Source organism: Kitasatospora sp. NPDC057595, assembly GCF_042800875.1.
Taxonomy (GTDB): domain Bacteria; phylum Actinomycetota; class Actinomycetes; order Streptomycetales; family Streptomycetaceae; genus Kitasatospora.
In genome coordinates, this window is sequence record NZ_JBHVGL010000010.1 from 207,402 (window position 1) to 227,322 (window position 19,921).

Here is a 19,921-nt window from a genome sequence, read left to right on the forward strand (position 1 = left end):
CCGCCGGGTTCAGGCGTGCAGGGGCGGGCCGGCCTGGCTGGTCACCAGTTCGCGGTAGGGAGCGCAGCGGGCGAGCAGGGTGGGGTGGTCGGCGGCGTCGACGACGGCGCCGCCGTCCATCATGATCACGTGGTCGGCGTGCTGGACGGTGGAGAGCCGGTGGGCGACGACCACGACGGCGCTGCGGCGGGCCAGTCGGTCGACGATCTCGCGGAAGCGCAGTTCGTTGAGGCCGTCGAGCTGGCTGGTGGGCTCGTCCAGCAGGACGATGTCGGCGTCGGCGAGCAGCGCGCGGGCCAGGGCCATCCGCTGGCGCTGGCCGCCGGAGAGGTCGAACTCCCGGCCCAGGACGGTGTCCAGGCCGTGCGGGAGGCGTTCGACGTCCTCGCTCAGGCCGACGGTGGCCAGGGCCCGGGCCAGCTCGTGCTCGTCGGCGGCGCCGGCTCGGCCGAGCTGGAGGTTGTCGCGGGCGCTGGCCTCCAGGAGGGTGAACTCCTGGTCCACGTACGCCATGCGGGCGCGCAGTGCGCCGAGTGGCCAGGCGCGCAGGTCGTGGCCGAGGACGCTGACCGATCCGGCGCCGGGCCGCACGAAGCGGCCGACGAGCGCGAGGGCGGTGCTCTTGCCGGCACCCGAGGGGCCGACCACGGCGGTCAGTCCGGTGCGCGGGATGCTGAAGGAGGCGGCGCTCAGGGCGGCGCGCCGAGCGCCGGTGTGGGTGTAGGAGACGGTGCGGAAGACCACCGCCGGGGCCTCGGGCGCCGGGACGGGCGTCGCCCGGGCGGCGTCGTCCGGCTCCGCCTCGGGCGCCAGCGCGAGGAGTTCGTTGCAGCGGTCGCGGGCGGCCAGCCCCGCTTGGAGACGGCCGAACCCGGTGGCCAGCGTGTTGACGGACGGGACGGTCTGGAGCAGGTAGAGCAGGAACGCGGCGAAGGCCGCCACCTGCAGGTGGCCGGCCGCCAGCCGCGCGCCGCCGGTGAGGATGACCGCGATCATGGCGAACTGGTTGCCGAGGGTGAGCACCGCCGGGACCAGGGCGCCGAGGCGGGCGCCGGTCAGCGAGACGGCGCGCAGGTGCTCGGCGTCCTCGGCCAGGACGCGGTCGGCCAGTTCCTCGGCCCGGTAGGCCTTGATGGTGGTGAGGGCCTCCAGGTCGGCGGTGAAGCGCTGGGCGATCCTTCCCACCGCGTCCTGCTGCCCGGTGACATTGGCCCGCATCCGGCGGGTGATCACCAGGACCAGGGCGGTGAGCAGGACGAGCGCGGCCACGGTGACCACGGTGAGCACCCAGTCGATCCACACCATGACCGCGAGGGTGGCCAGCACGCTGAGCGCGGCGAGCGGCAGCTGCATCGCCACTTCCACCACCTGACCCAGCAGTTGGGCGTCGGAGGTGACGCGGGCGGCGAGCTCGCCGGTGCCCCGGGCCCGGACGACGGGCAGCGGCAGGCGCAGCGCGTGGGCCATCAGGGCGGTCCGCAGCCGGTAGGTCATCCCCTCGCCGACCTGCGCCAGTTGGAAGCCGGAGAGGGCCTGGGCCACCGCGCCGGTGAGGGCGGCGGCGGCCATCATCAGCAGTCCGGGGGCGAGCGAGCGGTGGCCGGAGAAGTCGCCGACGATCCGGCGGACCAGCAGCGGGAGCGCGAGGGCGGCGGCGGTGGCCACCACGGCGAGCGTCAGGGCGGCGGCGAGGCGGACCGGCTGGGCGGTGAGTTCGCGGCGCAGCCGGACGTGCGGCGGCGCGGTGGCCGGGGCGGGCGCGGGGGCGGCGGCCGGTTCGGCGGCACGGGCCGGCTCGGCGGCGTGGGCGGGCGCGGGCGCGGGCCGGTCGGCCACGGTACACCTCTCTCCTGGGGCGGGACCGTCGGGACGCGGCGGTGGCCGCCGCGACCGGGACCCGGCCGGCTGGTCCGTGGACCCTCCGGCCGGGTCGACCGTCACGGGCCGCCCGTGCGGGCGGCCGGTCGGGTCAGAGGCAGAGCAGGGTGCTGACGGTGCTGACGGTGCAGTTGAGGACGCTCAGCGAGCTGGTGCTCGCGAGGGTGTCGTCGATCGGGGCCGCCTCGGTCTCGGGCAGCTCCAGGGTCTGGAGGTCGAGGATCGCCATGACGTTCTCCTTCGGTTGCGGTGTACCACCCGGCCGGGCAGCCGGGAGTCGGTGGGGGCGCGACCGGCGCGCCCGGGGGTCGTCACCGGGGCGCGGGCGCCGGACCGGTGAACGGGAGGAAGGGGGTGCCCGCGAGGGCCGTGCCGAGGGCCAGCAGCACCCCGGCCGAACCGGTCGCCAGGTCCGTCGACAGGCGCAGCAACTGGTCGCCGGGGAAGGCGAGGTGGCCGTGGTACGGGACCTGGTGGAGCGCCAGCAGGGCGCGGTGCCGGGCCGACCGGGCCTGCGCCGTCGCCGGGTCGCCGGTCAGCGCGAGGTAGCCGAGGAGTCCGGCCCGTCCGTTGAACAGGCCCGGCTGGATCACGAACTCCGGCTCGGCCGCCTTCCGGATCGGCGCCTGCCGCCCGGCGAGGACGCTGCCGGGCCGGTGGACGAGGAAGGCGGCCAGGGCGAGGCCGATGCCCGCGCTGCCGGTCTCGACGTAGGGCAGCACCCGGCGCCGGTCGACCACCTGCAGCGTTCCGTCGGCGACCGTGACACAGCGGTCGAGGTCGAGTTCCAGGAGGGTCTCGGCCTGGTCGAGCAGGGCGCGGTCCCCGGTGTGCTCGTGGAGGCGGACCAGGGCGAGCGCGGCGCCCGAGGCGCCGGCCAGCAGCCCGGCGCGCCGTCCGGCGTCACCGCGGCCGGCCTTCTCCCAGGTCATGGCGGCGCTCCTGGCGGCGCCCAGCGCCTCGTCCAGCAGCCGGTCGTCCCCGGTGGCGCGGGCGAAGTGCAGCAGGGTGAGCGCGATCCCCGGCCCGCCGGAGACCAGCGTCGGCGCCGCGGCGGGTTCGCCCTCGGCTCCCGCGGCGGCTCCCAGGCGGCGCAGGAGCTCGGCCGCCTGCTCCGTCTCGCCCAGCAGGTCCAGGACGTAGGCGACGCCGTGGCCGCCGTGGTACAGCCCGGGCGCCGGGGCGCGGTCGCGGGCGGCGGCGGCCAGCCACCGCACGTGCGCGGGATCGACGGCGGCCCCGGTGGCGTGCAGGGCGTAGAGCACCCCGGCCGCGCCGTGCGCCAGGCCGAGCCCGCCCAGGGTGAACTGGGCGATGTCGCCCGGGAAGAGCCGGTCGGCCCGCCCGGGGGTGGCCGCGGCGGCGATGCCGGCGGCCAGCGAGTCCCTGATCGCCGGCCAGTCGGCCACCGGGGCCTCCAGCAGCGCGCGGGTCCCGGTGCGGCCGGCGGCCAGTTCGGGGCGGGGCGTGCGGCCGTCCTCGGGCGAGCGGGCGAGGTGGCGGCGGATGTCGTCGGTGTAGCCGGGCGGTACCGGGAAGCGCCGGTCGATCGCGTCGGCGAGTTCGCCGGCCTTGTCCGCGTCCAGGGCGGTGAGCTGGACCAGCGGGTAGAAGAGCCAGAGCCGCACGGCCGCCAGCGCGTACCGGTCGATGTCCGGCCCGGTGACGCCGAGCGGTGCGGTGAAGCCCGCCGCGCCGAGCGCCGGGCGCAGGAAGTCCTCGACGGTGCTGGCGAGTTCGAAGTCGATGAAGCTCAGCTCACCGTCCGGTCCGATGATCAGGTTTCGGGGATGGAGGTCGCCGAAGACGACGCCCCGGGCGTGGATCTGTCCCAGGGCCCGTTCGACCTGGCCGACGATCGCCAGGGCGTCCCGGGTGTACCCGGCGACGGCCTCCTCGTCCGCGCCGGGGTGGATCAGCGGGTAGCGGGCCGTCAGCCACTCGCTCAGGGCCTGCCCGGCCACGTACTCCTGGACGAGGAACTCGTGCTCCCAGGCCGTCAGCAGCCCGTACTCGGCGGGGACCCCGGGGACGCCGGCCAGCCGGGCCAGGACGGCGTGCTCGTTGCGCAGCCGGGTCACCGCGTCCACGCCGCGCTGGTCCAGCCCGGCGAACGGGCGGGCCTCCTTCAGCACCACCGGCGGGCCGTCCTGCCCGTCGCGGGCCAGGTAGACACCGCCGGCGTTGGAGAAGTGCAGGACCCGCTCCACGGTGTACGGCAGCCCGGTGTCGCGCTGGACGGCGCGCTCGGCGACGGCCGCGGCGATGCACTCCGGCACCGGCGCCCAGGCGGGGACCGAGAAGGCCGTGCCGCGCACGTCCGGCACCAGCCGCCCGTCCGGCCCGACCAGGGCCAGCACCCGCTCGCCCGCCTCGTTGCGGCAGTAGCGCTCGGCGAAGCCGCCGTACCGCAGGTACAGCGGGCCGTCCTGCCAGCGCAGGTCGCTGAGGATGTAGGGCCCCCGGCGGCCGGCGAGCAGCGCGCCGAGGCCGTCGAGACAGCGCTCCAGCTCGGCGTCGTCCACCGGGTAGAGGGTGCAGAACTTCCCGCTGGAGCCGCGGGGCGCGTACTTGGAGTTCTGCACTTGGAGGATCGGCAGGCCGCGCAGGAACTTGAAGGTCACGTGTTCGCGCAGGCAGTAGGCGAAGACGGTCTCCAACACCTCCTCCGCGTCCTCGACGCACGCGGAGACGTGGATCTTCCAGCCCTGGTCGGGGATCCGCACGTCGACGGGACGCACCACGGCCCACATCTCCAGGTCCCCGTGCTCCCAGCCGGCGGGCAGCGGGCGGGTCACGGCGTCGAACTCCTCGTGCGCTCCCCAGCGCCGGGGCGAGTCGTAGAAGATCGGATCGGCGTAGGCGTAGGCCTCGTACCGGTTGTCCAACGGAACCCTCCTCGTGGCAGGGGGTCGGCGGCGGGCGGCGGCAGTGCGGAACGGTTGATCGCGGAACGTCTGATCGCGGAACAGTTGATCGCCGAACAGTTGATCGCGGAACGCGGGAAGTGCGGGGCGGAAAGCCTGGCGCGGAACGGCACCGGGCACGGCGGGGCGAGGGTGGACGACGGGGCGGGACCCGGAAGCGGGATTCCGGTATGGCGATAAGGCCATCCGAATATTGGGTTGGCTGCCACGACTCCCGCAACGGCGCGCATTCCGCCCGCACGACCGGAATCGCGCACCCCGGGCGCCCGTCGCGCCACTGCGCGAGCGGGGCGCGGGGCCGCGCGCCGTCCACTGACCATCGGCGGCCGGAAGAGCCGTCCGGGGGCGCACGAACGGCGCGGGCGGCGGGCGCGCCACTCCCCCGCGGAGACGGCATCGACCTGCCATGATGCTGCCGGGCTCAGGCCGATGGACGGGTGCCCGCGCGGCGCGGGCCGGCCACTCCGGGCCCGGCGCACGCCCGGCGCGCCACCCCGTCCGTCCGCCCGGGGCGCGCCTTCTCCTCAACCCAACAAACCGAACAGGTGCCCGCTGTTTGATATTGCCGTTCTATTTCAGGACTATTTCAGGCGGTCGGGAAATTTGTTTTCCCTTGACCGACCGGGAGTCTCATCGGAATGATTCGTTCGCACGAGTCCAACCCCGAATACCACTGGCGTCCCATCAGCAGCACGGGATCAGCCGCCGAGTTGCGCATAGGCCGCCGTGCCGTGCAGGACGGCGCCGGTGGTGCGGGCCGCCTCCAGGCTCCGGCCGAGCACCTCCGCGCCCTGCTCCGGGGCGAGGTCCATGAGGTCCGGCGGCCACGTCCCCGGCGGTACGAGCAGCACCACCACGGCGGCCCGGCCCTCGGCGGCCGCCACCCAGCCGGGCGAGGCGTGGACCTCGGAGGACGGCTCCCACAGCTGCCGGCCGCCGACCAGGACGAGCCGGCTCAGCACATGGCCCCGCAGCCCCACCACGGCGGTGGTGGCGGGCGGTTCCCCCGCCGCCAGCACGAAGCCGCTGTCCACCGCGCTCTCGACGAACTCCTCGTACAGCCGCGGGCCGATCTCCACGATCAGCTCCGCGTACGGCGGCCCGGCCGCCGCCGCACGCACCGCCAGGGCCCAGACCATCGGCGCCGATCCGCCGTCACCCGCTTCGTCCGCCATACCCCCTTCAACGAGCCGGCCGCCCGATCGGAGCGGCCCGCCTGCGCAGCGGCGCCCACCGCTCGGGCGAACGGCCGATCGGGCCTGGCGCCCGCCCCCACCGCCGGGCGAGGGTGGAGGGGCCACCGAGTGTTCCCCAGCGGAAGGAGACCGAGATGAGCGAGACGATCGCGGGTGTGCGGATCCCGGACAGCGCACTGGCCGCGGAGGCCACGGAACTGGTGCGGGAGGCCGCCTCCCCGCTGCTGTTCGACCACTCCCGCCGGGTCTTCCTGTTCGGCTCGCTGCGCGGTTCCGAACAGGGGCTGGACTTCGATCCGGAGCTGCTCTACGTCGGCGCCATGTTCCACGACCTCGGGCTCACCGGCCGCTACGCCCGCACCGACCGGCGCTTCGAGATCGACGGCGCCGACGAGGCCCGCCGCTTCCTGCACGCCCACGGCATCACGGGCGAGCCGGCCGACCGGGTGTGGACCGCGATCGCGCTGCACACCACCCCGGAGATCCCGCTGCACATGGCGCCCGAGATCGCCCTGGTCACCCGTGGTGTCGAGCTGGACGTCCTCGGTATCGGCTACCACGCCGTCACCGACGCGCAGCGCGCCGCCGTCACCGCCGCCCACCCCCGGCCGGACTTCAAGAACCGGATCCTCGCCGCCTTCACCGAGGGCGTCAAGGACCGGCCCGCCACCACCTTCGGCAACGTCAAGGCCGATGTGCTGGCCCACTACCTGCCCGGTTTCGAGCGCGGCGACTTCGTCGAGGTCATCAAGGACTCCGCCTGGCCGGAGTGACGGGCGCTCCGCCTTGAACGGCGGGTCCGCGTCGTCCGCCCGGGCGGGCCGGGTCGGACCGGTGGCAGGAGGGCAGTCATGGCCGTGACCAGGGTCGCCGTGGTGACCAGCGAGGCCGGCGCCGAACTCGACGGCGACCTCGCGCCCGTCGTGGCGGCGCTGGCCGACCGCGGGCTGGCGGCGGAGCCGGTGGTGTGGGGCGCCGCCGCCGCGGCCTGGGAGCGGTTCGACCTGGCCGTCGTCCGCTCGGTGTGGGACTACGTGGAGCGGCTCGACGAGTTCCTGCGGTGGGCCGACGGCACGGCGCGCGCCACCCGGCTGTGGAACCCGGCGCCGCTGATCCGCTGGAACTGCGACAAGCACTACCTGCGGGAGCTGGCCCGGCACGGGGTCGCCGTCGTACCGACCCGGTTCCTCGAACCCGGCTCCCCGAACGCCCCGGCCGACCCGGGGGAGCTGGACGCCCCCGACGGCGTCGTGGTCAAGCCGGTCGTCTCGGCGGGCGCGCTGGACACCGCCCGCTACGAGCCCGGTCACGGCGAGCAGGCCGCCCGGCACGCCCGGACGCTGCTGGAGCGCGGCCGCGGCGTGATGGTCCAGCCCTACCTGCCCCGGGTGGCGGAGGGCGAACGCGCGCTGGTCCTGCTCAACGGCGTCTTCAGCCACGCGGTCCGCAAGGGTCCCCTGCTGACCGAGCCCGGGGTGATCGACAACGACCGCCACCCGCACCCCGGCCTCGTCCCGTACCGGCCGACCGGGGCGGAGCTGCGCACCGCGCTCGCGGCCCTGGCCGCGCTGCCCTCCCCTCGCCCGCCGCTGTACGCCCGGGTGGACCTGGTGCTCGACGGTGACGGGCGGCCGCTCGTCCTGGAGCTGGAGCTCGTCGAGCCGAACCTCTTCCTGGACACCGTTCCGGACGGCCCGGCGCGCTTCGCCGACGCGGTGGCGGCGCTGGCGCGGCCCTGATCCGTCGTTCCCCCGGCCCCGGGAATGGACCGGGCGGGGCCCGTGTTGGAGCCGGATGAAAACGACTTCCATTGCAGTGGAGGGGCTCCGGCCCACCGCCGCGCGACCCCGGGAGGACACCCCCATGGCCCGTAGCGAACTTCGCCCGGTGATCAAGCTCCGCTCCACCGCGGGCACCGGATACACGTACGTGACCCGCAAGAACCGCCGCACCGACGCGGACCGGATGGTGCTGCGCAAGTACGACCCGGTGGTGGCCCGGCACGTCGACTTCCGCGAGGAGCGCTGACCCGCCGGCCCCGTACCCGCCGACCCGAACCGACCCGAACCGACCGGAACCGACCGGACTCGACCCGAAGGAGCCTCCTGTGCAGACCGCCATCCACCCCGCGTACCGGCCCGTCGTCTTCCGCGACAAGAGCGGCGGCCTCTCCTTCCTGTCCCGTTCGACCGTCGCCGGTGACCGCACGGTCGAGTGGGAGGACGGCCGCAGCTACCCGGTGGTCGACGTCGAGATCTCCTCGGCGAGCCACCCCTTCTACACCGGCCGCTCCCGCGTCCTCGACACCGCCGGCCGGGTCGAGCAGTTCCACCGGCGCTACGGCGACCGGTACTGACCGACGCCCCGCGGGGCCGCACCCCCGGACTCGGGTGCGGCCCCGCCGCTCTGGTGACACGCCTGCGGCGCGGGACATCATGGCGTCCATGGGGAGACCGAGGGAGATCATCGACTGTGGAGGCTTCACGCTGCGCCGGTGGCGGGGGGAGGAGGACTTCGCCGCGGCGCTGGTGCTGTTCGAGGAGTCGCTGGAGCACCTGCGGCCCTGGGTGACCTGGGTCACCGGGAACAGCGAGGAGGACACCCGGGGCTTCCTCGCGCGGTCCTGGGTCCGGTGGGAGGAGGGCGAGGTCTTCAACTACGCCGTCGAGGCCGGGAACGGCGAGCTCCTCGGCATGTGCCAGGCCTACTGCGGCGCCGATCCCCGGGGGCGGGGGCTGGGGTACTGGCTGCACCCGGCCGCGACCGGCCGGGGCATCGCGACCAGGGCCGCGGCGGCCCTGACCGCCGAGCTGTTCACGCTGCCGGACGTGGACTTCGTGGAGATCGTGCACGACCTGGCCAACACCGCCAGCGCCGCCGTACCGCGCCGGCTGGGGTTCGCGGAGATCCACCGCGGGCCGAGCACGCCGCCGGTCCCTCCCGCGGGCAGCGGGATCGCGGTGGTCTGGCGGCTGGAGCGGCCGGCGGCGGGGGCGGCGCGGCCCGGGTGAGCCGTCGGACGTGCGGGACCGCCGGTCCCCGCCGACGGTCGATCCGGTGGCGGGGGCGGCGGTCACGCGCTCCGAGGACGCGGCCCGGCCGCTCAGGCGGCGCCGCCGGGGCCCGGGGGTTCCTCGGAGGGGGCGGGTCCCCACCGGTCGGGGGTGGCGTAGGCGGTCAGGCCGTAGATGGCGACCACGTCGATCGCGATGATCGTCAGCGACCACACCGGGTAGGACGGCACGAAGGACATCTGCGCGAAGGCGTTCAGCACCAGGACGACGACGCCGGCCCACCGGGCCCACTGCGCGCGCAGGGCGAGGACGCCGTAGGCGGCCCCGAGCTGGGCGACGGCCAGGGCGAGCATCACCCAGCCCCAGGCGAGCAGGTCCCCGAAGACGAAGTGGGCGTTCCCGATGAAGACGTGCGAGCCGGCGATCGCGGAGATGCCGTCCAGGGCGTTCAGCGAGCCCACCAGCACCAGCAGCACACCGGCGAAGGTCAGCAGGCCGGAGCCGACGGGGTCGGTCCTCGCGCGCGCCCCGGCCGGGCGGGCGGGACCGTGCGGAACGGCGGCGGTCATGGTGGCCTCCGTGGGTTGTCGGGCGTGGGTTGTCGGGCGTGGGTTGTCGGGCGTGGGTCATCGGGGGCCCGGGAGCCCCGGATCCGGGCAGGCTGCCCCGAGTACCACTGCGCCACGACGGAGCGCCCCCGGGACCACCCGGTCCGGGTGATTCAGTGCCCGACGGCCACCTTGGCCGCCACGATGACCAGGCCCAGCAGCAGGTTGACCGCGCCCTCCGCGAGCACCTGGCGCGGTGTCGCCCCCGCCCGGCGGGCGCCCAGGCCGGCCCAGCCCACCTGCTGGGCCACCGCGACGCCGAGGGCCAGCCAGGCGTTCTCCCCGGTCCCCAGCCAAGGGCTGACCAGCACCGCCAGGGCCGGCAGCGCGGCGGCCTCCACGATCGGCCACTCGTGCCGCCCCACCTCACGCACCTGCCGCCGGGTGACCTGGCGGCCGGCCTCGCGCTGCCCGGCGACGTGCGCGTAGACGTGCGCCGCCCAGAACACCAGGCCGGTGATCACCAGCAGCAGGATGAGCGACAGCCTCGGGTGCGGTCCGCTCAGCGTCGAGGCCGCGATCACGGAGGCCGCCAGCATCGAGCCGTAGACGGCGCCGGCGTAGTCGGTCCGCTGCGCGGACCCCTCCGGGCCCGGTCCGGGCGGGCCGGGGACGCGCCTGCGGGATGCCGGTCCGGGTCCGGTCACGGCGGCCTCCTGCGGGGTCGGGGGCAGGACCGGCCGCCCGGACCGGTCCTCGCGACGATCGTCGCCGGTCCGCCGGGTGCCGGCCTCACCCCCGGGAGGTGAGGCGGGCCGCCCCGCCCGCTCGGATGGCACCCGGCGGCCGGGCCGTACTACCGTTTGAGTGGCGTCACCCGGAGCGACCGAGCGCCGGTGAGCCCGCGGCCCGCCCTTTCGCGTCCGCGCCCGGCCGTGCCCTCGGGCACGGCGGAACCACCAGGCGGTGGCCCCATGCCGCACACCCGCACAGCGCCCGCGAGGCTCCCCAACGGGGACCCGATGCTGCTCACCCGGATCCGGCCGCCCGGCCCGCCCGCCGCCACCTTCGTCCGGCGCGAGCGGCTGCTGCGCCGGATGGACGCGGCCGTGTCCCGGCCGGTGACCCTGGTCGACGGGCCCGCGGGGGCGGGCAAGACCCTGCTGGTGGCCGACTGGCTGGCCCGCGGCGGGCTCCCGGGTCCGGCCGGGTGGCTCACCCTGGAGGAGGGCGACAACCAGCCCGGCACCTTCTGGGCCTACGTGCGCGAGGCCCTGCGCGGCGGCGTGCCCGGGCTGCCCGAGGAGGTCGGCGCCCCGGCCCGGGCCGAGCACGTCGAACCGTCCCTGCTGGTCCGGCTGGCCGCCTGGATCAACGCCCGGCCCCAGCCGCTGGTCCTGGTGCTGGACGAGTTCGAGCACATCGACAACCCCCGGCTGACCGGTCAGCTGCACGACCTGGTCCGGCACACGGCCGGGCAGCTGCGGCTGGTGCTGGTCGGCCGCCGCGAGCCGCTGCTGCCGCTGCACCGCTACCGGGCCGCGGACGAGCTCGCCGAGATCCACGCCGCCGACCTCGCCTTCGGCCCGGCCGAGACGGCCGAGCTGCTGGAGCGCCACGGGCTGCGGCTGGACGCGTCCACCGTCGACACGGTGCACCGGGCGGTCTCCGGCTGGGCGGCCGGGCTGCGGCTGCTCGCGCTCGCCGCCAAGGACTCCGGCGAGCCCGAGGCCTACCTCGGGCGGATCGACGCCGGACAGGCCGCGCTCTCCGACTACCTGCTCGCCGAGGTGCTGCGCACCCAGCCCGCGCCGACCCAGGACCTGCTGCTGCGCTGCAGCATCCTGGGCCGGGTCCACCCCGACCTCGCCGACGCGCTCACCGGGCGCCGCGACGGCCGGCGGATCCTGGAGCAGCTGCACCAGGACAACGCCTTCACCGAGGCGCTGTCCGACGGCTGGTACCGGCTGCACCCGATGTTCGCCGGCATCCTGCGCCTGCACCTGCGCGCCGCCGCCCCGGACCGCGTCGACGGGCTGCGGGTGCGGGCCGCGCGCTGGCTCGCCGACCACGGCCAGTACCGGGCGGCGCTGGACCACGCCGTCGAGGGCGGCGCCTGGGGGTCGGCGGCGCAGCTCCTGGTCGACCAGCTGGCCCTCGGCGAGCTGGTCGCCGGACGGGACGCCACCCGGCTGCGCGCCCTGTTCTCCCGGATGCCGGCCACCGAACACAGCCCGGCCGCCGAACTCGTCCGCGCCGCCGTCCAGTTGGGCCGCGACGAGGTGGACGGCGTGCTACGGGTGCTGGAGCGCGTCGAACCGCGGCTGGCGGAGCAGCAGACCGAACTGCGGCTGGCGGCCGCCTTCGTGCGGGCGGAGGCCGCCCGGCTGCTCGGCTCGGCCGCGCTCGCCGAGCGGGCCGCCCGGTGTGCCCACGAGCTGGCCGGCCGGGCGCCGGCCGGCCCGCTGGAGCGGCACCCCGAACTGCTCGCCCTGGTGGACGCCGGCCTCGGCTCCGCGCTGCTGTGGCACGGCCGGCTCGACGAGGCGCGGGCGGCCCTGGAGTGCGCGGCGCAGGCCCCGCCCTCGCCCGGCACCGCCCGGCTGCGCCATGACTCGCTGTGCCGGCTCGCGTTCATCGACCACCTGCGCGGCCGTTCCGGGCGGGCCGAGCACCGGGTGCGCGAGGCCGACGAGGAGGCCGACCGTTCCAGCCTGCCGCCCGACAGCCGCACCGAGGTGCGCGACCTGGTGCTGGCCGCCACCGCGCTGGAGCGCGACGAGCCGGCCGACGCCCGCCGGGCGCTGCTGCGGATGACGGCCCGCCCGGCGGCCGAACGCGATCCCGTGGTCGCGCTGGGCGAAGCGGTGCTCGGCGCCGAGCTGGAACTGGCCCGGGGCCGGCCCGACGCCGCGCTGCGACTGCTGGAGGAGAGCCGGGAGGACGGCGGCCTCGCCGACCGCCCGTCCGACTGGAGCCGCGAGTGCCTCGCCGTGACCGCCTGCGCCGCGCATCTGGCGGCCGGACGACCGCAGGCGGCGGTGGCGGTCCTGGAGGGCGTGCCGACCAGGGCGCCGGACTCGCTGGTGGTGGTGGCGCGGGCCCGGCTGGCGGCCGGGCTGGACGAGGCGGGCGCCCTCGCCCAGCTGCGGGCGCTGCGCGACGACCCCACCGTGGGCGGCGCCACCCGGACCCGGGCACTGCTGCTGCTGGCCCAGGCCGACGCCGAACCCGGCGGGCCGGAGAGCGCCCGGCTGCTGGCGCAGGCCCTGGCCGCCGCCGAGCCGGAGGGTCTGCTCCGGCCGTTCCGCGAGTCCGCGCCCTGGGTACGGCGCCAGTTGCACCGGCAACCCCTGCTGGCCCGGGCCCACAGCTGGCTGCCCGGCGATCTGCGCCCGTCCGCGCCGGACCCGCACCCGGACGGCCCGCCCCCCGGCGGACGGCCGCCGACCCGGGCGCCGGCCGCACCAGCCGCCGAGCCGCCGGCCGACCTGCTGACCGAGGCGCTGACGGAGCGGGAGCGCGACGTGCTGCGGCACGCGGCGCGGATGCTGTCGACCCAGGAGATCGCCGACGAGCTGTACCTGTCGCCGAACACCGTGAAGACGCACCTCAAGAGCATCAACCGCAAGCTGCTGACGGCGAACCGCCGCGAGGCGGTGCGCAGGGCGGCCCGGCTGCACCTGCTCGACGGCCCGTGAGCCGACGGCGACGCGTGGACCGCCGGTGGCACACGGACCGACCGCGGCGCGTGGGCCGACGGCGGGGCGCCTCACTCGGGCAGCCGGTGCAGCTCCGTCACCCGCAGGCCCAGCGCCTGGCAGCGGTTCAGCAGACCGAACAGGTGGGCCTCGTCGACGACGTCCCCGTACAGAACGGTGTGATCGGGAACGACCCTGCTCTCCAGCTCGGGAAAGCCCTCCCGGCGGGTCGTCTCCTGCAGCACGCCGGACACCCGGATCTCGTAGCGCATGGGGCCGGCTCCCTTCGCTTCGACGGTGGCCTCCAGCCTGGTCGTCCCGGGAGCCCGGCGCATCACCCCCACGAGGTGACCTGCCGGCCCGGGCGCACGGCGGCCGGAGCGGCGGGGAGTGGCAGCGGCGGGGAGTGGCGGGGTGCGGCAGGACGCGGCGGGGCCACCCGGCGGGCGTTCACCCGCCCGGGGTGATCCTCCGCCCGGACCGCCCCCCGTACGGTGGCGGCGCAGGCGGTTCCCACCGCCCGGACCGCGCCGTCCGGGTCCCGTCGTCCGCCGAGGGAGCATCCACCATGAGTCCCTACCCCCCGATCGCCGAGCACGGCGTCATCGGCGACCTGCAGACCGCAGCGCTGGTCTCCACCGACGGCGACATCGACTGGTGGTGCGCCCCCCGGTTCGACTCCCCGAGTCTGTTCGCCTCCCTGCTGGACCACCGCAAGGGCGGCCGGTGCCGGCTCGCCGTCGACCGGGAGGCCGTGCCGGACGCCCAGGTGAAGCAGCTCTACCTGGCCGGCACGGCCATCGTGGTCACCCGCTTCCTCGCCCCGCAGGGGGTGGCGGAGGTGATCGACTTCATGCTCCCGGACACCTCGCCCACCCCGAGCGAGCAGCACCGGATCCTCCGGGCGGCGCGGGTGGTGCGCGGCCGGGTGCCGTTCGTCCTGGAGTGCCGCCCCCGCTTCGACTACGGCCGGGCCACCCACGGGCTCGCCCTGCCCGACGAGCGCACCGCCGTCCTGGAGGGGGCGGGCCAGGAGCTGTGCGTGCAGGCCACCGAGCCGGTCGTGCTGCGCTCGGACGGCACCGACGTGACCGCGCGGTTCACCCTGGACGCCGGGCAGATGGCCACCGTCGTGCTGACCAGCCGGCCGCCGGGCACCGCCCTGCCCGCCGCGCCCCGGGACGAGGAGAGCCTCGCCGCCTTCGACGCCTGCCGGGCGTTCTGGTACGGCTGGCTGAAGTCCTCGAACTACCACGGGCGTTGGCAGCAGATCGTGGACCGCTCGGCGATCACGCTGAAGCTGCTCAGCTACCGGCCGACCGGCGCGCTGATCGCCGCGGCGACCATGGGCCTGCCCGAGCAGGTCGGCGGCGAGCGGAACTGGGACTACCGCTACACCTGGATCCGCGACGCCTCGCTCTCCGTGCACACCCTGATCGGGCTCGGCTTCCGTGAGGAGGCGGCGGCGTTCCGCCGCTGGGTGCGCGACCGGGTCGAGGCCGCCGCCGCCGAGCGCGAGCGGCTGCAGATCATGTACCGCATCGACGGCGACCCGCGGCTGGGCGAGGAGACGCTCGGCCACTGGGAGGGCTACCTGGGCTCGTTCCCGGTGCGGGCCGGCAACGCCGCCGCCGACCAGCTCCAGCTCGACATCTACGGCGAGGCCGCCTACGCGTTCGCCGCCGGGGAGGGCGACATGGGCGCGCTGCGCGGCTGGGACGCCTTCCGCCGGCTGGTGGACTGGCTGACCGAGCACTGGGACCGCGCCGACGAGGGGGTCTGGGAGACCCGCGGCGGACGCCAGGACTTCACCTACAGCCGGGTGATGTGCTGGGTGGCCTTCGACCGGGCCGTGCGGATGGCCCGCACCCACGCCCGCCCGGCGGACCTGGACCGCTGGAGCTCGGTGCGCGACGACATCCTGCGCCAGGTGGTGCAGCGGGGCTGGAGCCCGAAGCGGAAGGCCTTCGTCCAGCACTACGACACCGAGGTCCTGGACGCCTCGCTGCTGCTGATGCCCAAGGTCGGCTTCCTCTCCCCCACCGACCCGGACTGGCTGTCCACCCTGGACGCGATGGACCGGGAGCTGGTCTGCGACAGCCTGGTCTACCGCTACGACCCGGCGGCCTCGCCGGACGGGCTGCGCGGCACGGAGGGCACCTTCAACCTCTGCTCCTTCCTCTACGTCGAGGCCCTCGCCCGGGCCGGCCGGGTCGAGCAGGCCCGCTACGCCTTCGACAAGATGCTCACCTACGCCAACCACGTGGGCCTGTTCGCCGAGGAGATCGGGCCCTCCGGCGAGCAACTGGGCAACTTCCCGCAGGCGTTCACCCACCTCGCGCTGATCGACGCGGCGCTCGCGCTCGACGAGGAGCTCGACCGGCGCGGCGCCGCCTGAGCGCAGGAGCGCCCCACCGCAGGACCGCAGCACCGCGAAAGGAACCCGGCGCCATGGCCTCATCCACCCACCCGGCGCGACCGCGCCGCAACCTGCTGCCGTTCGCGGGCGTGGCGCTGATCCTGCTGGCCCTGTTCAACGGGTGGGACGCGATCGCCGCGCTGATCGACTCGCCCGTCGTCACCGGCACCGACCGCTACGTCTTCGGCGACCTGCACAGCCTCGGCTGGGCGGTGCTCGCGCTGGCGGTCGCCCAGGGCCTGGCCGGCATCACGCTGCTCACCGGCGACCTCCCCAGCCGCTGGTTCCCGGTGACGGTGCTGTGCGCCAACGTCTTCGTGCAGTTCGTCTTCGTGGCGAGCTACCCCGCCTGGTCGCTCCTGATCATCGCCATCGACGTGGCCGCCCTGTACGCGGTGCTCACCGCGCCCTACGAACGGAGCGGGACATGACCACCGCCACCGCCCGTCCCGCCCGGTCCGCCGGACGGAGGGTGCTGGCCCCGCTGGCGCTGGCCCAGTTCATCTGCAGCTTCGCCGGCTCCAGCATGAACGTGATGATCAACGACATCAGCGCGGACCTCGACACCAGCGTCCAGGGCGTCCAGGTGGCGATCACCGTCTTCCTGCTGGTGATGGCCGCCCTGATGATCCCCGGCGGCAAGCTCACCGACCGCTGGGGCCGCAAGCGCTGCCTGATGCTGGGCCTCGCCGTCTACGGCGTCGGCGCCGTGCTCAGCGCGGCCGCCCCCGGGCTGGGCGTGCTGATCCTCGGAAACTCGGTGCTGGAGGGCGTCGGCACCGCGCTGCTGATCCCCCCGGTCTACATCCTGACCACCCTGCTGTTCACCGGCACCGCCGCCCGGGCCCGTGCCTTCGGCACGATCATGGCGCTGGGCGGCATCGGCGCGGCGGCCGGTCCGCTCATCGGCGGTCTGCTCACCACCGCGATCGACTGGCGGGCCAACTTCGGCTTCCAGGCCGTGGTGGTCGCCGCGATCCTCCTCCTCACCCGCACCCTGGAGGACCCGCTGCCCGCCGACCCCGACCGGCCGTTCGACCTCGTCGGCGCGGTGCTGTCCGCGGGCGGCCTGGTGCTGCTGGTCACCGGCATCCTCGCGGCGGACAACAACGCCTGGCTGATGATCGCCCTGCTGGCCGCCGGAGCCGTCGTCCTGGCCGGCTTCTTCCGCTGGATCCGCCGGCTGGAGCGCGCGGGCCGCGAACCGCTGCTGGCCACCAGCCTGTTCCACAACCGGGTCTCCAACCTGGGCCTGGTCACCCAGAACGCCCAGTGGCTGGTCCTGATGGGCGTCTCGTTCACCGTCGGCGCCTACCTCCAGGTGGTCCGCGGCTACAGCGCGATCGCCACCGGCGGCGTCTTCACCGCCGCCACCCTGGGGCTGCTGGTCTCCTCGCTCGCCGCCGAACGGCTGGCGAAGCGCCGTGCCCAGCGCACGCTGATCGTCACCGGCTTCGCGACCACCACCGCCGGCATCGTCCTGCTGCTCCTGCTGGTGCGCTCCTTCGGCGGTGCCTGGGCCTTCGCCCCCGGCCTGCTGCTGATCGGCCTCGGGCTCGGCCTGATGCTCACCCCGTCGGTCAACGTGGTGCAGTCCGCCTTCCCGGACAGCCGCCAGGGCGAGATCTCGGGTCTGTCCCGCAGCATCTCCAACCTCGGCTCCTCGCTGGGCACCGCCGTCGCCGGCACCATCCTGGTCTCCGAGCTCACCCGCAACGGCTACGCGGCGGCGATGATCGCGCTGGCCGGCTTCGGCGTGGTCGGCCTCGGCGCGGCGCTGTTCCTGCCGCACGACCGGCCACCGGCCGCCCAGGACGCCGCGACCGGGGGCGAGGCCGGCGGCGAGGCCGGGGCCCGGGCCGGCACCTGAGGCAGGCGCGACGGCCAACCGGCGCACATGGAACGGCCGGTTCTGCCAACGCTATTGACGAAATGTCCAACAGTGGCGATTCTCGTCACACCGAGTACGCGGGACCCGGCGGCCGGTCCGGGTGCGGTGCCGCGCCGCGGGCGACCGGGCGTCGACCGCGTCGTCCGCCCGTCCGGAACCGGGGTTCCCCATGAGCCGACTCCCCCACGCACGCCTCCGATTCGCCACCCTGCTCGCCGCGCTGCTCGCCCTGGTCGCCGCCGCGCTCGCCGCCCCGGCCCAGGGGGCGGGCTCCACCGACTGGTGGGACCCCGTCGCCCGGCCGGCACCCGACGCCGCCATCGGCGTCACGGGCGAGCCGTTCACCGGCACCGACGCCCAGGGCCGCGTCCGCGGCTTCGTGGACGCGCACGACCACATCCTGGCCAACGAAGCCTTCGGCGGCCGTCTGATCTGCGGCAAGGCCTTCTCCGAGGCGGGCGTCGAGGACGCCCTCAAGGACTGCCCGGAGCACTACCCCGACGGCTCGCTCGCCCTCTTCGACATGATCACCAAGGGCGGCGACGGCAAGCACGACCCGGTCGGCTGGCCCACCTTCGCCGACTGGCCCGCCCATGACTCGCTGACCCACCAGCAGAACTACTACGCCTGGGTGGAACGCGCCTGGCGCGGCGGCGAGCGGGTGCTCGTCAACGACCTGGTGACCAACGGCGTGATCTGCTCGGTCTACTTCTTCAAGGACCGCAGCTGCGACGAGATGACCTCGATCCGCCTTCAGGCGCAGAAGAGCTGGGAGATGCAGGCCTACGTCGACCGCATGTACGGCGGGCCGGGCAAGGGCTGGTTCCGGATCGTCACCACCGGCGCACAGGCCCGCGAGGTGGTCCGGCAGGGCAAGCTCGCCGTCGTGCTCGGGGTGGAGACCTCGGAGCCGTTCGGCTGCAAGCAGGTGCTGGACGTCGCCCAGTGCGGCCAGGCGGACATCGACCGCGGTCTCGACGAGCTGTACGGGCTCGGCGTGCGCAGCATGTTCCTCTGCCACAAGTTCGACAACGCGCTGTGCGGGGTGCGGTTCGACGAAGGCTCGCTGGGCGCGGCGATCAACGCCGGCCAGTTCCTGTCGACCGGCACCTTCTGGCAGACCGAGCAGTGCACCGGCCCGCAGCACGACAATCCGATCGGCCTGGCACCCGCGCCGGCCTCCGTCCAGAGCCGGCTCCCCGCGGGGGTGGCGCCGCCCTCGTACGCGGCCGGAGCGCAGTGCAACACCCGCGGACTGACCGAGCTGGGCGAGTACGCCCTGCGCGGGATGATGCGGCGCGGCATGATGCTGGAGCTCGACCACATGAGCGTCAAGGCGGCCGGGCGGGCACTGGATGTGCTGGAGTCCGCGTCGTACCCGGGCGTGCTCTCCTCGCACAGCTGGATGGACCTCGGCTGGACGGAGCGGGTCTACAAGCTCGGCGGCTTCGTCGCCCAGTACATGAACGGCGCGGAGGCGTTCAGCGCGGAGGCGAAGCGCACCGACGCGCTGCGCGACAAGTACGGGGTCGGCTACGGCTACGGGACGGACATGAACGGCGTGGGCGGCTGGCCCGGTCCGCGCGGGGCCGGGACCGCGAACCCGGTGCGCTACCCGTTCCGCACCGCCGACGGCGGCTCGGTGGTCGAGCGCGCCACCGCCGGCAGCCGCACCTGGGACGTCAACACCGACGGCGCCGCGCACTACGGCCTGGTGCCGGACTGGATCGAGGACATCCGGCAGGTCGGCGGGCAGGGCGTGGTCGACGACCTGTTCCGCGGCGCGGAGTCCTACCTCACCACCTGGGGCGCCGCCGAGCGGTACCGGTCCGAGGTGAACCTCGCGGCGGGCGCCACCGCCTCGGCGAGCTCGGCCGAGTGGAACCCGTTCACCGACTTCGGGGCCGCCCGGGCCGTGGACGGCAACGGATCCAGCCGCTGGGCCAGTGACTGGAGCGACGACCAGTGGCTGCGGATCGACCTGCCCGCCACCACCCTGGTCGGCCGGGTCACCCTGAACTGGGAGCGCGCCTTCGCCCGGGCCTACCGGATCGAGGTGTCCACCGACGGGACGACCTGGCGGACGGTGTGGTCCACCGCCTCCGGCGACGGCGGTCTGGACACCGCGCGGTTCCCCGCCGTCCCGGCCCGCCAGGTGCGGATCCACGGCGAGCAGCGGGCCACCTCGTGGGGGTACTCACTGTACGAGGTGGGCGTCCACCGGAGCTGACGGGGCGGGCGCGGCCGGGCGGGAGGAATTCCTCGAAGAAGTTCCGGCGGTGGTGTCGAGAAGCGGCGGGCGGCTCCGTCCCAGGGTCGAAGGCGGCCACAATGGGCCGCACGAACT

At 75.1% G+C, this 19,921-nt stretch carries 17 protein-coding genes; 10 read left to right on the forward strand and 7 right to left on the reverse strand.

The genetic code is table 11. From position 1 onward, the window contains the following. Window positions 1–9: 9 nt before the first annotated feature. The 4 genes from ACFU9E_RS17850 to ACFU9E_RS17865 form a co-directional block, all read right to left on the reverse strand. Window positions 10–1,836, reverse strand: a complete 1,827-nt coding sequence (locus tag ACFU9E_RS17850; RefSeq protein ID WP_380679913.1) for an ABC transporter ATP-binding protein — start codon at window positions 1,834–1,836, stop codon at window positions 10–12. A 133-nt stretch (window positions 1,837–1,969) separates the two neighbouring features. Next, window positions 1,970–2,107, reverse strand: a complete 138-nt coding sequence (locus ACFU9E_RS17855) for a SapB/AmfS family lanthipeptide (RefSeq protein ID WP_380679916.1) — start codon at window positions 2,105–2,107, stop codon at window positions 1,970–1,972. 82 nt (window positions 2,108–2,189) lie between these two features. Next, window positions 2,190–4,766 (reverse strand): class III lanthionine synthetase LanKC, encoded by a 2,577-nt coding sequence (gene lanKC / locus ACFU9E_RS17860; protein ID WP_380679919.1) that lies wholly within the window; start codon window positions 4,764–4,766, stop codon window positions 2,190–2,192. Between the two features lie 737 nt (window positions 4,767–5,503). Further along, window positions 5,504–5,980, reverse strand: a complete 477-nt coding sequence (locus ACFU9E_RS17865; RefSeq protein WP_380679922.1) for a hypothetical protein — start codon at window positions 5,978–5,980, stop codon at window positions 5,504–5,506. 155 nt (window positions 5,981–6,135) lie between these two features. Between ACFU9E_RS17865 and ACFU9E_RS17870 the strand changes: the two genes are divergently transcribed. The 5 genes from ACFU9E_RS17870 (at window position 6,136) to ACFU9E_RS17890 (ending at window position 9,012) form a co-directional block, all read left to right on the forward strand. Then, a complete protein-coding gene (locus ACFU9E_RS17870; RefSeq protein ID WP_380679925.1) occupies window positions 6,136–6,774 on the forward strand; it encodes an HD domain-containing protein in 639 nt (212 codons plus the stop codon). A 78-nt stretch (window positions 6,775–6,852) separates the two neighbouring features. Continuing rightward, on the forward strand, window positions 6,853–7,740 hold the full coding sequence (locus tag ACFU9E_RS17875) for a RimK family alpha-L-glutamate ligase (RefSeq protein ID WP_380679928.1): 888 nt from the start codon (window positions 6,853–6,855) through the stop codon (window positions 7,738–7,740). Window positions 7,741–7,864: 124 nt separating this feature from the next. After that, window positions 7,865–8,029, forward strand: coding sequence for a 50S ribosomal protein L33 (gene rpmG / locus ACFU9E_RS17880; RefSeq protein WP_355363397.1), 165 nt, complete (start codon window positions 7,865–7,867; stop codon window positions 8,027–8,029). A 79-nt stretch (window positions 8,030–8,108) separates the two neighbouring features. Then, window positions 8,109–8,357 (forward strand): type B 50S ribosomal protein L31, encoded by a 249-nt coding sequence (locus ACFU9E_RS17885; RefSeq protein WP_380679932.1) that lies wholly within the window; start codon window positions 8,109–8,111, stop codon window positions 8,355–8,357. Between the two features lie 88 nt (window positions 8,358–8,445). After that, entirely contained in the window at window positions 8,446–9,012 is a 567-nt protein-coding gene (locus ACFU9E_RS17890; protein ID WP_380679935.1) for a GNAT family N-acetyltransferase, read from the forward strand. 92 nt (window positions 9,013–9,104) lie between these two features. Here the strand turns inward: ACFU9E_RS17890 and ACFU9E_RS17895 are convergent, their stop codons facing one another. Together ACFU9E_RS17895 and ACFU9E_RS17900 are read right to left on the reverse strand one after the other, a co-directional pair. Further along, the gene (locus tag ACFU9E_RS17895; RefSeq protein ID WP_380679938.1) at window positions 9,105–9,584 is read right to left on the reverse strand and encodes a hypothetical protein; all 480 of its coding nucleotides are present in this window, start codon (window positions 9,582–9,584) and stop codon (window positions 9,105–9,107) included. 152 nt (window positions 9,585–9,736) lie between these two features. Continuing rightward, window positions 9,737–10,270 carry a hypothetical protein gene (locus tag ACFU9E_RS17900; protein WP_380679941.1) on the reverse strand — a complete coding sequence of 178 codons (534 nt, stop codon included), beginning with the start codon at window positions 10,268–10,270 and terminating at the stop codon, window positions 9,737–9,739. A 267-nt stretch (window positions 10,271–10,537) separates the two neighbouring features. Between ACFU9E_RS17900 and ACFU9E_RS17905 the strand changes: the two genes are divergently transcribed. Next, window positions 10,538–13,264, forward strand: coding sequence for a LuxR C-terminal-related transcriptional regulator (locus ACFU9E_RS17905; RefSeq protein ID WP_380679944.1), 2,727 nt, complete (start codon window positions 10,538–10,540; stop codon window positions 13,262–13,264). Window positions 13,265–13,335: 71 nt separating this feature from the next. Here ACFU9E_RS17905 and ACFU9E_RS17910 read toward each other — a convergent pair whose 3' ends face one another. Beyond that, window positions 13,336–13,536 (reverse strand): hypothetical protein, encoded by a 201-nt coding sequence (locus ACFU9E_RS17910; RefSeq protein WP_355363385.1) that lies wholly within the window; start codon window positions 13,534–13,536, stop codon window positions 13,336–13,338. A 296-nt stretch (window positions 13,537–13,832) separates the two neighbouring features. On the opposite strand from ACFU9E_RS17910, the gene ACFU9E_RS17915 reads away from it, so the two are divergent. From ACFU9E_RS17915 to ACFU9E_RS17930, 4 genes are all read left to right on the forward strand, one after another. Continuing rightward, entirely contained in the window at window positions 13,833–15,662 is a 1,830-nt protein-coding gene (locus ACFU9E_RS17915; RefSeq protein ID WP_380679947.1) for a glycoside hydrolase family 15 protein, read from the forward strand. 53 nt (window positions 15,663–15,715) lie between these two features. Beyond that, complete coding sequence (locus tag ACFU9E_RS17920; protein ID WP_380679950.1) at window positions 15,716–16,114, forward strand: hypothetical protein; 399 nt, start codon at window positions 15,716–15,718, stop codon at window positions 16,112–16,114. Next, window positions 16,111–17,553 carry an MFS transporter gene (locus ACFU9E_RS17925; RefSeq protein ID WP_380679953.1) on the forward strand — a complete coding sequence of 481 codons (1,443 nt, stop codon included), beginning with the start codon at window positions 16,111–16,113 and terminating at the stop codon, window positions 17,551–17,553. The genes ACFU9E_RS17920 and ACFU9E_RS17925 overlap by 4 nt, the downstream gene beginning before the upstream one ends. Window positions 17,554–17,743: 190 nt before the next feature. After that, window positions 17,744–19,804, forward strand: coding sequence for a discoidin domain-containing protein (locus ACFU9E_RS17930; protein ID WP_380679956.1), 2,061 nt, complete (start codon window positions 17,744–17,746; stop codon window positions 19,802–19,804). Window positions 19,805–19,921: the final 117 nt, after the last annotated feature.

Coding starts and splice junctions, on each gene's coding strand:
- ACFU9E_RS17915 (WP_380679947.1), top strand. CDS start 13,833: ATGAGTCCCTACCCCCCGATCGCCGAGCACGGCGTCATCGGCGACCTG.
- ACFU9E_RS17930 (WP_380679956.1), top strand. CDS start 17,744: ATGAGCCGACTCCCCCACGCACGCCTCCGATTCGCCACCCTGCTCGCC.
- ACFU9E_RS17925 (WP_380679953.1), top strand. CDS start 16,111: ATGACCACCGCCACCGCCCGTCCCGCCCGGTCCGCCGGACGGAGGGTG.
- ACFU9E_RS17920 (WP_380679950.1), top strand. CDS start 15,716: ATGGCCTCATCCACCCACCCGGCGCGACCGCGCCGCAACCTGCTGCCG.
- ACFU9E_RS17865 (WP_380679922.1), bottom strand. CDS start 5,980: ATGGCGGACGAAGCGGGTGACGGCGGATCGGCGCCGATGGTCTGGGCC.
- ACFU9E_RS17895 (WP_380679938.1), bottom strand. CDS start 9,584: ATGACCGCCGCCGTTCCGCACGGTCCCGCCCGCCCGGCCGGGGCGCGC.
- ACFU9E_RS17910 (WP_355363385.1), bottom strand. CDS start 13,536: ATGCGCTACGAGATCCGGGTGTCCGGCGTGCTGCAGGAGACGACCCGC.
- rpmG (WP_355363397.1), top strand. CDS start 7,865: ATGGCCCGTAGCGAACTTCGCCCGGTGATCAAGCTCCGCTCCACCGCG.
- ACFU9E_RS17870 (WP_380679925.1), top strand. CDS start 6,136: ATGAGCGAGACGATCGCGGGTGTGCGGATCCCGGACAGCGCACTGGCC.
- ACFU9E_RS17855 (WP_380679916.1), bottom strand. CDS start 2,107: ATGGCGATCCTCGACCTCCAGACCCTGGAGCTGCCCGAGACCGAGGCG.
- ACFU9E_RS17875 (WP_380679928.1), top strand. CDS start 6,853: ATGGCCGTGACCAGGGTCGCCGTGGTGACCAGCGAGGCCGGCGCCGAA.
- ACFU9E_RS17905 (WP_380679944.1), top strand. CDS start 10,538: ATGCCGCACACCCGCACAGCGCCCGCGAGGCTCCCCAACGGGGACCCG.
- ACFU9E_RS17890 (WP_380679935.1), top strand. CDS start 8,446: ATGGGGAGACCGAGGGAGATCATCGACTGTGGAGGCTTCACGCTGCGC.